We start from the raw sequence: 14,415 nt of genomic DNA on the forward strand, positions 1-14,415 counted from the left end.
CGAGGAGTTGGTGATGAAAGTTCGTGCATCGGTGAAAAAGCTGTGCCGTAACTGCAAGATTATTCGCCGCGAAGGTGTTGTTCGGGTAATTTGCAGCGCGGAACCGCGTCACAAACAGCGCCAAGGCTGAGTGTGATTGTGCTTAAGCCCGGCAGCTAGTGCGCTGCCGGGTTGATTATTTGTTATTACAGCGATATTATCTCGCGCCCTATTTCTTGGCTTCCGGGGCGTAGGTAGCTGTCAATTGGAGTCCCACTGAATGGCCCGTATTGCAGGCGTCAACATTCCAGATAACAAGCATACTGTTATCTCGCTGACCTACATCTATGGTGTTGGTCGCACTACTGCACAGAAAATTTGTGCAGTGACTGGGGTCAACCCAGCGGCAAAGATCAAAGATCTGAGCGACGAGCAGATTGAACAGCTGCGTGGCGAAGTGGCGAAGTTCACCACTGAAGGTGACCTGCGTCGCGAAATCAACATGAAAATCAAGCGCTTGATGGACCTCGGTTGCTATCGCGGTCTGCGTCATCGTCGTGGTCTGCCAGTACGCGGTCAGCGTACCAAGACCAACGCGCGTACCCGTAAAGGTCCGCGTAAGCCGATCCGCAAGTAATCGCCCCAGCGAATCGACAGGAATTTAATCATGGCAAAACCTGCTGCTCGTCCTCGTAAAAAAGTTAAAAAGACAGTGGTTGATGGCATCGCCCACATCCATGCTTCTTTTAACAACACCATCGTGACCATTACCGACCGTCAAGGTAACGCTCTTTCCTGGGCTACCTCCGGTGGTTCGGGTTTCCGCGGTTCCCGCAAGTCCACCCCGTTCGCTGCTCAAGTAGCTGCTGAACGTGCTGGTCAAGCTGCGCTGGAATACGGCCTGAAAAACCTCGACGTCAACGTCAAAGGTCCAGGTCCAGGTCGTGAATCCGCAGTCCGCGCTTTGAACGGCTGTGGCTACAAGATCGCCAGCATCACCGACGTGACGCCAATCCCGCACAACGGGTGCCGTCCGCCGAAGAAGCGCCGCGTGTAATCCAGGAGATTGTAAAGAATGGCTCGTTACATTGGTCCAAAATGCAAACTCGCTCGTCGCGAAGGCACCGATCTTTTTCTGAAGAGCGGCGTGCGCGCGATCGAATCGAAGTGCAACATTGAAGCAGCACCTGGTATCCACGGCCAACGCCGCGGTCGCCAGTCCGACTACGGCACCCAACTGCGTGAAAAGCAGAAGGTCCGTCGTATCTACGGCGTTCTCGAGCGTCAATTCAGCGGCTACTACAAAGAAGCAGCTGGCAAGAAAGGCGCAACCGGCGAAAACCTGTTGCAACTGCTCGAATGCCGTCTGGACAACGTTGTATACCGTATGGGTTTCGGTTCTACTCGTGCCGAATCCCGTCAGCTGGTATCGCACAAGTCGATCAGCGTTAACGGTCAGACCGTAAACGTTCCGTCCTACCAGGTTCGTGCTGGTGACGTGGTTGCTGTTCGCGAGAAAGCAAAGAACCAACTTCGCATTGTCCAAGCTCTCGATCTGTGTGCCCAACGTGGCCGCGTAGAATGGGTAGAAGTAGACACTGAGAAGAAGTCGGGCGTTTTCAAGAACGTTCCTGCTCGCAGTGATCTGTCCGCCGACATCAACGAAAGCCTGATTGTCGAGCTCTACTCCAAGTAAGGGCTAGAAAATAGGTGCATCCATGCAGATTTCGGTAAATGAGTTCCTGACACCCCGCCATATTGATGTGCAGGTTGTCAGTCCAACCCGCGCCAAGATCACACTCGAGCCTCTCGAGCGTGGTTTCGGCCACACCCTGGGCAACGCGCTGCGCCGCATCCTGTTGTCCTCAATGCCCGGCTGTGCAGTAGTCGAGGCCGAGATTGACGGTGTGCTCCACGAGTACAGCGCCATCGAAGGTGTACAGGAAGATGTAATTGAAATCCTGTTGAACCTTAAAGGTCTGGCTATCAAGCTGCACGGTCGTGACGAAGTTACGCTGACCTTGTCGAAGAAGGGTTCGGGGGTGGTTACCGCTGCCGATATTCAGCTGGATCATGATGTCGAGATCGTTAACCCCGATCACGTAATCGCTAACCTGGCGTCTAACGGCGCCCTGAACATGAAGCTCACTGTAGCTCGTGGTCGTGGTTATGAACCGGCAGACTCGCGTCAGAGCGATGAAGACGAAAGCCGCAGCATCGGTCGCTTGCAGCTTGACTCTTCGTTCAGCCCAGTTCGCCGTATCGCATACGTGGTGGAAAACGCCCGTGTCGAACAGCGTACCAACCTGGACAAGCTGGTTATTGATCTGGAAACCAACGGTACCCTGGATCCTGAAGAGGCTATCCGCCGTGCTGCAACCATCCTGCAACAGCAGTTGGCTGCGTTCGTCGACCTCAAAGGTGACAGTGAGCCAGTGGTTGTCGAGCAGGAAGACGAGATCGATCCGATCCTGCTTCGCCCGGTTGACGATCTGGAACTGACTGTACGTTCGGCTAACTGCCTTAAGGCGGAAAACATCTACTACATCGGCGACCTGATTCAGCGTACCGAAGTAGAGCTGTTGAAGACTCCGAACCTTGGCAAGAAATCCTTGACTGAAATCAAGGACGTTCTGGCCTCCCGCGGTCTGTCCCTCGGCATGCGCCTCGACAACTGGCCGCCTGCAAGTCTTAAGAAGGACGACAAGGCGACTGCCTGATCGTCGTAATCACCGAACGTTGTGTTTGGTAAGGAATGAACCATGCGTCATCGTAAAAGTGGTCGTCACCTGAGCCGCACCAGCTCGCACCGCAAGGCCATGTTCCAAAACATGGCGGTGTCGCTGTTCGAGCACGAGCTGATCAAAACTACACTGCCGAAAGCCAAAGAACTGCGTCGCGTTGCTGAGCCGCTGATCACTCTGGCCAAGACAGATAGCCTGGCTAACCGCCGTCTGGCTTTCGACCGTACTCGTTCGAAAGCTATCGTTGGTAAGCTCTTCAACGACCTGGGCAAGCGTTACGCTACCCGTGAGGGTGGCTACCTGCGCATCCTCAAGTGCGGTTTCCGCGCTGGCGACAACGCGCCTATGGCGTACGTCGAGTTGGTTGATCGTGCTACCAGCGGTGAAGCTGTATCCGCTGAGTAAGTCGGCAACATACAAAAAACCGGGCCTTGTGCCCGGTTTTTTGTTGCCTGAAGGAAAAGCAGGCAAGCCGCTTCGACCGGCTTGGCTATTGGCAAGTATTCAGTGTTAGATAATGACTATCGATGTCCATGATTTAATGAATTTGGATACTGTCATTAATATGATCAATACTCCTTTCCAGCCGATTAGCCGGCAGTTCGAAGACCGACCTAGGAAGATTGAGCATGAGCCAGACCAAAACGCTTACGACCGCCAGCGGCGCTCCTGTCGCCGATAACCAGAACTCTCGTTCCGCCGGCCCGCGCGGCCCGCTGCTGCTCGACGATTTCCACCTGATCGAGAAGCTTGCTCACTTCAATCGCGAGAACATTCCTGAGCGCCGTGTACACGCCAAAGGCTCGGGCGCCTACGGCACATTCACCGTCACCCAGGACATTACCCCGTACACCAGCGCCAAGTTGTTCGAGTCGGTCGGCAAGCAGACGCCCACCTTCCTGCGGTTCTCCACCGTGGGTGGCGAGCGTGGTTCGGCCGACACTGAACGTGACCCGCGCGGTTTCGCCCTGAAGTTCTACACCGAGGAAGGTAACTGGGACATCGTCGGCAACAACACGCCGGTATTCTTCATTCGTGATCCGTTGAAGTTTCCAGACTTCATCCACACCCAGAAACGTCTGCCGCAAAGCAACCTGAAAAGCGCCCAGGCGATGTGGGATTTCTGGTCGCATTCGCCTGAGGCGTTGCACCAGGTCACCATTCTGTTCTCTGATCGCGGCATTCCGGATGGCTACCGCCACATGCACGGCTTCGGTAGTCACACCTACAGCCTGATCAACGCGCAGGGTGAGCGCCGCTGGGTGAAGTGGCACTACAAGACCCAGCAAGGGATCAAGAACCTCGCGCCGGCAGAGGCAGCGCGCCTGGCGGGTACCGACCCGGATTACGCCCAGCGTGACTTGTTCAGCGCCATCGAGCGCGGTGACTTCCCGAAATGGAGCGTTTGCATCCAGGTCATGACCGAGGCACAGGCCGCAGCGCATTACGAGAATCCGTTCGACGTCACCAAGACCTGGTCGCAGAAAGAATTCCCGTTGATCGAAGTCGGTGTGCTTGAGCTCAACCGTAACCCGCTGAACTACTTTGCCGAAGTCGAGCAAGCGGCGTTCGGCCCGAGCAACATGGTGCCAGGGGTTGGTCTCTCGCCGGACCGTATGCTGCAGGGTCGCGTCTTCGCCTACGCTGATGCGCACCGCTACCGTGTGGGCACCAATCACCAGCAATTGCCGGTGAATGCGCCGCGCAGTCCGGTCAATACCTACCAGCGCGACGGTGCCATGGCGTTTGGCAGCAATGGCGGGGCGGCACCGAACTACGAGCCTAACAGCTACGTGGAGGCACCGAAGCAGGCCCCGCGTTATGCGGAACCAGCACTGGCCCTCAGTGGCGCGGCGGACCGTTTTGATCATCGCGAAGACACCGACTACTACAGTCACGCCGGTGCGCTGTTCCGCTTGATGAGCGATGAGCAGAAGGCGCTGTTGATCAGCAACATCGCCGGTGCAATGGGGGGCGTGTCGGCAGATGTGGTTGACCGTCAGTTGCAGCATTTCTTCAAGGCCGATGTTGCCTATGGAGAGGGCATCGCAAAAGCCTTGGGTGTAGCGCTTAACTAAGTCTAAACGAGAAGCAGAACCGCCCTCATTAGGGCGGTTTTTGCGTTATTTAACCCGGTTTTCTCGGATTTTCTTCGCTTTTGTAGCGTTGAGACAGTGACCTTGCGGTCAGCTTGGTTCAAACTACAACCTTTAAAAGCTTGTGGAGATGTAGGGCGATGCAAGGTCACCCAGACGTAATCGATTACCTCAACACGTTGCTGACCGGCGAGCTGGCAGCCCGTGATCAATATTTCATCCATTCGCGGATGTACGAGGATTGGGGTTTTACCGAGCTCTACGAACGTATCAACCACGAGATGGAAGAAGAGACCCAGCACGCCGATGCACTGATGCGCCGGATCCTGATGCTCGAAGGTACGCCACGCATGCGTGCCGATGATCTCGACGTCGGTACCACGGTGCCCGACATGCTCGCCGCCGACCTGCGCCTGGAATACAAAGTCCGCGCTGCGCTGTGCAAAGGCATCGAGCTCTGCGAGCAGCACAACGACTATGTGACCCGCGAGATCCTGCGGATCCAGCTCAACGACACCGAAGAAGACCATACCTACTGGCTGGAGAAGCAGTTGGGTCTGATCAAGTTGATCGGGTTGGAGAATTACCTGCAATCGCAGTTCTGATTGCTGGGAAAGGGAACGCAGAGCGTCCCAAGCTGCATTCCCACGCAGAGCGTGGGAACGATCAAACAGGAAAACAAAAAGCCCCTGCCATCGATGAGATGACAGGGGCTTTTTCGTGCTCGGGTGAAATCAGTCCCGATCACGTTCCAACAGCGGCTTGAGGTAGTAGCCGGTGTAGGACTGCTTCATCTCGGCCACTTGTTCCGGCGTACCCACGGCGATGATCTGGCCGCCTTTGGAGCCGCCTTCCGGCCCCAGGTCCACCAGCCAGTCAGCGGTCTTGATCACGTCCAGGTTGTGTTCGATCACCACCACGGTGTTGCCGTGGTCGCGAAGGCGGTGCAGCACGTCGAGCAATTGCTGGATATCGGCGAAGTGCAGGCCTGTGGTCGGCTCGTCGAGGATATACAGGGTCTTGCCGGTGTCGCGCTTGGACAGCTCGCGGGACAACTTGACCCGCTGGGCCTCACCGCCGGACAACGTCGTTGCCGACTGCCCCAGCTTGATATACGACAGGCCGACATCCATCAGCGTCTGGAGCTTGCGCGCCAGGGCCGGCACCGCGTCGAAGAACACTCGGGCCTCCTCGATGGTCATCTCGAGGGTTTCGTGGATGTTCTTGCCCTTGTACTTGATCTCCAGGGTCTCGCGGTTGTAGCGCTTGCTCTTGCACACATCGCACGGCACGTAGATGTCTGGCAGGAAGTGCATTTCCACCTTGATCAGGCCATCGCCCTGGCAGGCTTCGCAGCGCCCGCCCTTGACGTTGAACGAGAAACGCCCCGGGCCGTAGCCCCGTGAACGGGACTCCGGCACGCCGGCGAACAGTTCGCGGATCGGCGTAAACAACCCGGTATAGGTCGCCGGATTGGAACGCGGGGTACGGCCAATCGGGCTCTGGTCGATGTCGACCACCTTGTCCAGGTGCTCCAGGCCCTTGATGCTGTCGTGGGCGGCCGCTTCCAGGGTGGTGGCGCCGTTCAGGGCCGTGGCACTGAGGGGAAACAGGGTGTTGTTGATCAGCGTCGATTTGCCGGAGCCGGACACGCCGGTAACGCAGGTCAGCAGGCCGATCGGGATTTCCAGGTCGACGTTGCGCAGGTTGTTGCCGCGAGCACCCTTGAGGGTCAGCGACAATTTCTTGTTGCGCGGCGTACGTTTGGCCGGGACCTTGATCTTGACCCGGCCCGACAGGTATTTGCCCGTCAGCGAATCAGGGTGCGCCATGACTTCGGCGGCGGTGCCCTGGGCGACGATATGCCCGCCATGTACGCCCGCGCCCGGGCCGATGTCGACGACGTAGTCGGCCAGGCGGATGGCGTCCTCGTCGTGCTCGACCACGATCACCGTGTTGCCGATGTCCCGCAGGTGCTTCAAGGTCCCGAGCAAGCGGTCGTTATCCCGTTGATGCAGGCCGATGGACGGCTCGTCGAGGATGTACATCACCCCCACCAGGCCGGCGCCGATCTGGCTGGCGAGGCGGATGCGCTGGGCTTCGCCGCCGGACAGGGTGTCGGCGCTGCGATCGAGGGTCAGGTAATCCAGGCCGACGTTTACCAGGAACTGCAGGCGCTCGCGGATTTCCTTGAGGATCTTGTCGGCGATTTCGCCACGACGACCGGTGAGCTTCAAACCGCCGAAATACTCGGTGGCGTCGCCAATCGGCAGGTTGGTCACCGCCGGCAGCGTCTTCTCGCCGACCCACACATGCCGCGCTTCGCGACGCAGACGGGTGCCACGGCAATCGGGGCAGGGCTGGGTGCTGAGGAACTTGGCCAGTTCTTCGCGCACGCTGGCTGACTCTGTCTCGCGGTAGCGTCGCTCCAGGTTCGGTACGATGCCTTCGAACGGGTGGGAGCGCTTGACGATATCGCCGCGGTCGTTGAGGTACTTGAAGTCGACATTCTGCGAGCCACTGCCCTGCAGGATGAATTTCTGCTGGTCAGCGGGCAACTCGTTGAACGGCATGTCCAGGCTGAACTTGTAATGGGCTGCCAGTGAACCGAGCATCTGGAAGTAATAGACGTTGCGCCTGTCCCAGCCGCGAATCGCGCCTTCGGCCAGGGTCAGCTCGCCATTGACCAGCCGCTTGGTGTCGAAGAACTGCTTGACCCCCAGGCCATCGCAGGTCGGGCAGGCGCCGGCCGGGTTGTTGAAGGAGAACAGCTTGGGTTCCAGCTCGCTGATGGCGTGGCCGCAGATCGGGCAGGCGAAGCGCGCGGAGAAAATGATCTCTTCGCCAGGCTCGTCGTCCATTGGTGCGACCAGGGCGATACCGTCGGCCAGTTTCAGCGCCGTCTCGAAGGACTCGGCCAGCCGCTGTTGCAGGTCGGCCCGGACCTTGAAGCGGTCGACCACCACATCGATCGAATGCTTCTTCTGTTTATCCAGCTTCGGCAATTCGTCCAGTTCGCACAGCTTGCCGTTGACCCGGGCCCGCACGAAGCCTTGGGCGCGCAGTTCTTCGAAAACCATCAGGTGTTCGCCCTTGCGCTCGCGAATCACTGGCGCCAGCAGCATCAGCTTGCTGCCTTCCGGCTGGGCCAGCACCAGGTCGACCATCTGGCTGACGGTCTGGGCTTCCAGGGGGATGTCGTGATCGGGGCAACGGGGAATACCGACCCGCGCATACAGCAAGCGCAGGTAGTCGTAGATCTCGGTGATGGTGCCGACCGTCGACCGGGGGTTATGGGAGGTCGACTTCTGTTCGATGGAAATCGCCGGCGACAGGCCTTCGATGGTGTCGACGTCGGGTTTTTCCATCATCGACAGGAACTGCCGGGCGTAGGCCGACAGCGATTCGACATAGCGCCGCTGGCCTTCAGCGTACAACGTGTCGAAGGCCAGGGATGATTTGCCGGATCCGGACAGGCCGGTGATGACGATCAGCTTGTCCCGTGGCAGGGTCAGGTCGATGTTCTTCAGGTTGTGGGTACGGGCCCCACGAATCAGGATCTTGTCCAAAGTGGCCTCGCTCGGCGGGCGTCGAAAACGTAGGAGTATACGGGCAAATACTGGATGGATGCACACTATTGAAGGTGCGATTGCAGCCATACATGAAGACTGCGCGGCAAACGGTCGCCATATACCCTCTCAATCGATGGGACTGGTAGAATCGCCGCCGGTTCACATGAGGTTTTTCCATGCAAGATCCCCACAGCGAACGCATGAGTCGTGGCGAGACACGCGCAGCAAGCGGTCTGGCCCTGGTGTTCGCCTTCCGTATGCTGGGCATGTTCATGGTGTTGCCGGTGCTGGCGACCTATGGCATGGACCTGGCGGGCGCGACCCCGGCCCTCATCGGGTTGGCGATTGGCGCCTATGGCCTGACCCAGGCGATCTTCCAGATCCCGTTCGGGGTCATTTCCGACCGCATCGGCCGGCGTCCGGTCATCTACCTGGGGTTGATCGTCTTCGCCCTTGGCAGTGTGCTGGCGGCCAATGCCGACTCGATCTGGGGCGTGATCGCCGGACGGATCCTACAGGGCGCCGGGGCTATTTCCGCGGCTGTCATGGCGCTGTTGTCAGACTTGACCCGCGAACAGCATCGGACCAAGGCCATGGCCATGATCGGCATGACCATTGGTCTGTCATTCGCAGTCGCCATGGTGGTAGGCCCCTTGCTGACCCGTGCCTTTGGCTTGTCCGGCCTGTTCCTGGCGACCGGCGCCATGGCACTGGTGGGGATCCTGATCGTGGCGTTCATGGTGCCGCACGCCACCGGGCCGCTGCAGCACCGGGAATCCGGGGTGGCGCGCCAGGCACTGATCCCGACGCTCAAGCACCCGGACCTGTTGCGCCTGGACCTGGGCATTTTCGTGCTCCACGCCATGCTGATGTCCAGCTTCGTAGCCTTGCCGCTGGCGCTGGTCGAGAAGGCCGGCCTGCCCAAGGAGCAGCACTGGTGGGTCTACCTGATTGCGCTGCTGATTTCGTTCTTCGCCATGATCCCGTTCATCATCTATGGCGAGAAACGACGCAAAATGAAACGAGTTTTGCTCGGCGCCGTCATGACGCTGATGCTCACTGAGCTATTCTTCTGGCAGTTCGGCGATAGCTTGCGGGCCCTGGTGATCGGCACGGTGGTGTTCTTCACCGCGTTCAATCTGCTGGAAGCATCGCTGCCGTCGTTGATCAGCAAGGTTTCACCGGCGGGCGGCAAGGGCACGGCGATGGGGGTCTATTCCACCAGCCAGTTCCTGGGTTCGGCGTTGGGCGGGATCCTCGGCGGCTGGCTGTTCCAGCATGGCGGTTTGTCGGTTGTGTTCCTGGGTTGTGCCGCGCTGGCTGCACTTTGGTTCGCCTTTGCTGTTACCATGCGCGAACCTCCCTATGTGACGAGCCTGCGCTTGCCCTTATCGCCCGAGGCGATTCGTGAGGCTGGCCTGACCGAGCGTCTGAAGGCCGTCGTTGGAGTAACCGATGCAGTGGTGGTCGCCGACGAAGCGGCCGTGTATATCAAACTCGACACCGAATTATTGGATCGCGCGACGCTCGAGCGCCTGGTGAACAACCCGGCCCCGACTACGTGCGAAGCCTAGGAGAACGTTATGGCCCGTGGGGTTAACAAAGTCATATTGGTCGGTACTTGCGGCCAGGATCCCGAAGTTCGCTACCTGCCGAACGGCAACGCCGTGACCAACCTGAGTCTGGCGACCAGCGAACAGTGGACCGACAAGCAGACCGGCCAGAAGGTCGAGAAGACCGAATGGCACCGCGTGTCGATGTTCGGCAAGGTGGCTGAGATCGCCGGCGAATACCTGCGCAAGGGTTCGCAGGTGTACATCGAGGGCAAGTTGCAGACTCGCGAGTGGGAAAAGGACGGTATCAAGCGTTACACCACCGAAATCGTGGTCGACATGCAAGGCACCATGCAACTGCTGGGCGGTCGTCCACAGGGCGACCAGCAGCAAGGTGGCAACAACTACCAGCAGTCGGCTCCGGCCCCGCGTCAGCAGGCACCTCGTCCGCAGTCGGCGCCACAGCCACAACGCGAACGCCCGGCCCCACAACAGGCCGCGCCGCAACCAGCTCCGGATTTCGACAGCTTTGATGACGATATTCCGTTCTGATGACGGGTTGAGACTACTCAGCCAATAGTTTGAAAAAAGGCCCCAAGCGCACTCTGCCCTTGGGGCTTTTTATTGATTGGCGCAGGCCAGGTTCGTGGCTCGAGGACACCGCGCGATCCAGGTCTTGCTCACAAATCCAGATCCAATACTTCCAGCATCCTCTCGCCAATCGACTGCCTCAACCACTCGGCATGGAACGCCATGTCCCGCACCGTTACATCCGAAAACCGAAGTTCGATCGGCTTGCCATTGGCCCCGGCGAAGCACACCACAAAGTGACAAAAGTGGGCGGAAGCGGTCGTTATGTAGGGCCTGATGGAATGGATATCGCTGTACGGCACGCATTCTTCGGTGGTTTGCCGGGCAGGGCGGCGCAGGGTGAAGGTGAGGCGTTGCTGGCGTTCGTCGAAGCAGAAGCCAAGCACCGTGGGCCCGGAGACGAGCCAGTTGATCACGCAGACGGCCGCGAATGCGCTGATGAACATGAGCGCTAGAATCAGCGGATCTTCGATCATTCTCATGTGAATGGACGACAGACCTTCGACCTTGAACAGCATCATGGTAAACACTGCCAGCCCGTAGACGGGCAGGGCCAGTAACATCCCCGCAGCGTAAATCATGGTGCCCAGGAATCCCTGCCTGGAGTCGTCGCTTGAGCAATCCCACGTGGGCGGGTGCCGTGGCGCTGATGTAGCGGTCGGGAACGGGGATTCGACCAGGCGCGGCGGGCGTTTGCGTTTCATGCGGCTGGCTCTTGGGAAAAATACCCGGCCATTCTTATCGTTATTGCTCAAGTACGCCTAGTAAAAAACAGTTCGCCCGAGGTTGGGTTCTTCCTGGCCCCCGCCGCCCAGATTTCTTGCCTGCCGTGCTATCACCCTCAAAGTCGGTAATTTGCCGGTAACTCATGCCGTGTCGGCGTCTTCTCTTCGTGATAGTGCGGTTTGCCCTGGGGGGAGTTCATCAAGGTCGAATTGGCCAGGATCGTCTCCGTCAGCAAACAGTCCTCGCCTTCCCCGAACCAGCACGCCAGCGCCGAGTTTCGGTTGCCGTGCATGTCCACGACGGCCGGCCAGTTTTCGATGCCGTGGGCGTCACTGGGGGCAATGTCGGGGTAATGCTTGGGCGGCAGGACCAGTGCATCACCGGGCCGCAGCCACAGGTCAGCCAGATGAATTTCCCTGGCCGCAGGACGCCAGCGGGCGACGCTGATCACCAGCGGCAAGCGTCCGTAGCGGGAAAAGAACGCGTGGGGGAAGTTGTGGTATTCGAGGTCGGTCGGGTTGTAGGTCAGCAGCTCGCGCTGGCGCGCCGGGCCCAGGTAGGGCGATTGGTGGCCGGCCCATTTGCCGTAGGTGTATTGGCCCAGGATCAGTTGGTCGTACTCGAAACGCAGGCATTCGCCGTTGCCGAGCAGGGTCATGCCGAAGGCTTGCGCCGTTTCCCTGGTTGCCCAGATGGGGGCGTAGTGCACTTCGCTGGCGTGGAAGTCGAACGTCTTGATCCAGTAGGAGCCGCTGTTCGTTGGAACCTCACGGTCCCTCCAACTGATGCCGGAGTAGCGAGTGCCCAAGGACAGGGATGGATTGTCGGGGCTGAGCGGGATCAGGTTGCCGCGCACCTGGACACTCGGCTGCGCCAACCCATGGTCGTTGAACAGATAGGGAAAGCGGCGGGGATCGAGGGCTGTTTCCACGCCGTCGCCGATAAAGGGAACACTGTTGAAGACTTGCATCGTATGGGGACCACGCACGCAAGAGGGCTAGAGGGAATGGCAGTCAATCAAGCCACAAAACCTGTGTGCGAGCTTGCTCGCGATAGCGGTGGGTCAGCTTGCATCAATGTTGAATGTGCCGCCGCCATCGCGAGCAAGCTCGCTCCCACAGGGGGGGTAACTATCGGGTATCAACTATACGGACGATGCTGCTCGCGCAACCAATCCATGCCGTGAGGTTTGCGCCAAGGCCGGACGGCGGCGCGCTTTTCAATCTGGATCAGGCACAAAGCGGCCGCCCAGCAGTGGACCATCAACAGGTGAAACACCTCATCGCCGCGCCGGTCCCAAATGACGTCGTCCTGCTGGCGACCCGGTTCGATGGGCTTGAGCCGGCAGTCGCCCTGGTCATGCATGCCCTGCAGGCAGGTTCCCGTCTCATAGTTGATCAGCAGCACCGGGTGATTGATTTCCGGATAAGGTTTTTCCAGCTCGGGCATGTACCAGAATTGTCCAGGGTTGTGCCGGTCCGGCGTCTGCATGGCGATACGGGTCCGGTTTTGCGGATCGACCGCCAGGGCCGGTTTGGCGTCGGTATTGTTGCGCACGATGTACAGCGCGGTGCGAGGGTCTTCTTCGGTCGTTGCGGTTTTTACCAACTTGACCTTGCCGAACGAGTCGTGGGAAAGCCGAGCCTTGATCTTCACCGTTGGGTTGAGGTCTTTGCCTGCCTGGCCGAAACCGGCAATGAGTCCATCGACACCGGGCACCTCGAAGTCATTCCCTGCCAGCACATAGGTCAGGCCGGACAACGGGTTGGGTTGCATGTGCTTGGTCAGCGTCTCCCAACGTGCGAGCGACACTTCGCTGGCGCCGTTGGCCAGCAGGGCCTCGCGCATGGCGTACCCCGGGTAGTAGCGTGAGTCGCGCGGCCAGCGTTCAGTGGCCATCAGCAGTTTCTGCCCGCTTTTTTGTCTCAGCAGCAGGGCCAGTGCATCCCAGAACTGTTCAAATTCCGTGGTCGATGCATTCGCGGCGGGTGGGTAGTGGAAACTTTCGCTGGTTTCCTTGCTTTTGTTGTCGACGAACACCATTCGCAAGGCCGGGCGGGTTGCCGTGGTTTTGGAGGTGGTTAGCCGCCCGGAGCGGCCGAGGACAACCACCGACTCTTGCCAATTGGCTTCGATTTCCGCCTTGTAGCTGGTGTACCACTGGTAGGCCTGCTCCAGGGCCGTACGGGTTTCGCCTTCCTTGACGAAGCGATAGACCGGTGCGATTGCCAACTCCACGACCGTCGGGTCGTCGGGCAGCGATTCGCGCCATTTGCCGAACTCCGCATTGCAATTGCTCGGGTCTACTGCGTTGAAAGCGATGGGGTGCGTGCCGCCCCGGGTGGTCAGGTTGGCGTTGCGATGGGCGATATTTTTCTTGACCGTTTCCGAGATCGACGTCGTCGCACTGCCACTGACAAAGGCGCCGTATTCGGCCTTGACCATCGCATCGAGGGTGTTGGTCTGGCTGAGGAAGCTCTTGAGTGCGGTCATCGCATAGTTCAGCGAGCCGCCGACGGTCACTTCGCTGACGATATCGGCGCCAAAATCGACGAGGAAGTTGAAAAACGCTGTCGGATTGCCCGGGTCGAAGGCCTTGGGCAGGTCATCGACACGCTTCTTGAACGCTTCAGTCGCATTGGCCGGATTGACTTCGAAGGTCAGTTTCCATAACCGCACCGTGTGGCTGTAGAGCGCGGCTTCGCGCTCTTCGAGCGTCTTGAGGTCGCTGCCGAAGGTGGCTTTGAAACCGGCGGAAAAGGCACCGTATTTACCGGCGGCTTCGACACTCGTCTGGGTATGTCTTTCGTACTCGTCGCGGGAGGAAAACGTCTCGGTCGAGAAATTGTCGGTGGCCACGACGGTGGACATGGTGACGTTTTTCCCTACGTTGTAGGCTGTTTTCCGGTATGGCACGGCACGTTTGCCCGACTCGGTATCACCGACCTTTTGACACTCCTTGCTGTCGCCGGCCCAATCGAGCCGGTTCAGTCCACGCCCCAGCAGTTGCGAACCGCCGATATCGCGCAAGTCGTCGCCTGCGGTGCCCTTCAGTCCATCGTTCATCGCCTTTCTCCCATCGCTCAGGTTGTATCAACTGGGTGCCAATTGATGGGAGTGAGTATCGGGAGGGCCGTGATAACCGGACAGTCCA

General features: G+C 59.1%; 14 protein-coding genes. 10 read left to right on the forward strand and 4 right to left on the reverse strand.

Going from position 1 to position 14,415, the window contains the following annotated elements:
- Positions 1-13: 13 nt before the first annotated feature.
- From rpmJ to bfr, 8 genes are all read left to right on the forward strand, one after another.
- A complete protein-coding gene (gene rpmJ / locus AD662_RS28510) occupies positions 14-130 on the forward strand; it encodes a 50S ribosomal protein L36 (RefSeq protein ID WP_002555468.1) in 117 nt (38 codons plus the stop codon).
- Positions 131-259: 129 nt separating this feature from the next.
- Positions 260-616 carry a 30S ribosomal protein S13 gene (gene rpsM / locus AD662_RS12590; protein ID WP_003186020.1) on the forward strand — a complete coding sequence of 119 codons (357 nt, stop codon included), beginning with the start codon at positions 260-262 and terminating at the stop codon, positions 614-616.
- A 30-nt stretch (positions 617-646) separates the two neighbouring features.
- On the forward strand, positions 647-1,036 hold the full coding sequence (rpsK, locus tag AD662_RS12595; protein ID WP_002555466.1) for a 30S ribosomal protein S11: 390 nt from the start codon (positions 647-649) through the stop codon (positions 1,034-1,036).
- Between the two features lie 18 nt (positions 1,037-1,054).
- Positions 1,055-1,675, forward strand: a complete 621-nt coding sequence (gene rpsD / locus AD662_RS12600; RefSeq protein WP_003176404.1) for a 30S ribosomal protein S4 — start codon at positions 1,055-1,057, stop codon at positions 1,673-1,675.
- A gap of 22 nt (positions 1,676-1,697) precedes the next feature.
- Positions 1,698-2,699 (forward strand): DNA-directed RNA polymerase subunit alpha, encoded by a 1,002-nt coding sequence (locus tag AD662_RS12605; RefSeq protein WP_003186012.1) that lies wholly within the window; start codon positions 1,698-1,700, stop codon positions 2,697-2,699.
- A gap of 42 nt (positions 2,700-2,741) precedes the next feature.
- Entirely contained in the window at positions 2,742-3,128 is a 387-nt protein-coding gene (gene rplQ / locus AD662_RS12610) for a 50S ribosomal protein L17 (RefSeq protein WP_003186009.1), read from the forward strand.
- Positions 3,129-3,352: 224 nt separating this feature from the next.
- The gene (locus AD662_RS12615) at positions 3,353-4,801 is read left to right on the forward strand and encodes a catalase (protein ID WP_053187618.1); all 1,449 of its coding nucleotides are present in this window, start codon (positions 3,353-3,355) and stop codon (positions 4,799-4,801) included.
- Positions 4,802-4,959: 158 nt separating this feature from the next.
- Positions 4,960-5,424 (forward strand): bacterioferritin, encoded by a 465-nt coding sequence (gene bfr / locus AD662_RS12620; RefSeq protein WP_014340470.1) that lies wholly within the window; start codon positions 4,960-4,962, stop codon positions 5,422-5,424.
- A gap of 129 nt (positions 5,425-5,553) precedes the next feature.
- On the opposite strand, the gene uvrA is transcribed toward bfr, so the two are convergent.
- Positions 5,554-8,388, reverse strand: coding sequence for an excinuclease ABC subunit UvrA (gene uvrA / locus AD662_RS12625; RefSeq protein WP_014340469.1), 2,835 nt, complete (start codon positions 8,386-8,388; stop codon positions 5,554-5,556).
- A gap of 179 nt (positions 8,389-8,567) precedes the next feature.
- Here uvrA and AD662_RS12630 point away from each other — a divergent pair, with 179 nt between their 5' ends.
- Complete coding sequence (locus AD662_RS12630; protein WP_053187621.1) at positions 8,568-9,965, forward strand: MFS transporter; 1,398 nt, start codon at positions 8,568-8,570, stop codon at positions 9,963-9,965.
- Between the two features lie 9 nt (positions 9,966-9,974).
- On the forward strand, positions 9,975-10,496 hold the full coding sequence (locus AD662_RS12635; protein ID WP_003206078.1) for a single-stranded DNA-binding protein: 522 nt from the start codon (positions 9,975-9,977) through the stop codon (positions 10,494-10,496).
- 128 nt (positions 10,497-10,624) lie between these two features.
- On the opposite strand, the gene AD662_RS12640 is transcribed toward AD662_RS12635, so the two are convergent.
- The 3 genes from AD662_RS12640 to AD662_RS12650 form a co-directional block, all read right to left on the reverse strand.
- Positions 10,625-11,239 carry a hypothetical protein gene (locus AD662_RS12640; RefSeq protein ID WP_169788911.1) on the reverse strand — a complete coding sequence of 205 codons (615 nt, stop codon included), beginning with the start codon at positions 11,237-11,239 and terminating at the stop codon, positions 10,625-10,627.
- A 137-nt stretch (positions 11,240-11,376) separates the two neighbouring features.
- A complete protein-coding gene (locus tag AD662_RS12645; RefSeq protein WP_053187624.1) occupies positions 11,377-12,231 on the reverse strand; it encodes a hypothetical protein in 855 nt (284 codons plus the stop codon).
- 170 nt (positions 12,232-12,401) lie between these two features.
- The gene (locus AD662_RS12650) at positions 12,402-14,327 is read right to left on the reverse strand and encodes an MAC/perforin domain-containing protein (protein WP_053187627.1); all 1,926 of its coding nucleotides are present in this window, start codon (positions 14,325-14,327) and stop codon (positions 12,402-12,404) included.
- Positions 14,328-14,415: the final 88 nt, after the last annotated feature.

The organism is Pseudomonas kilonensis (genome assembly GCF_001269885.1).
Taxonomy (GTDB): Bacteria; Pseudomonadota; Gammaproteobacteria; order Pseudomonadales; family Pseudomonadaceae; genus Aquipseudomonas; species Aquipseudomonas kilonensis.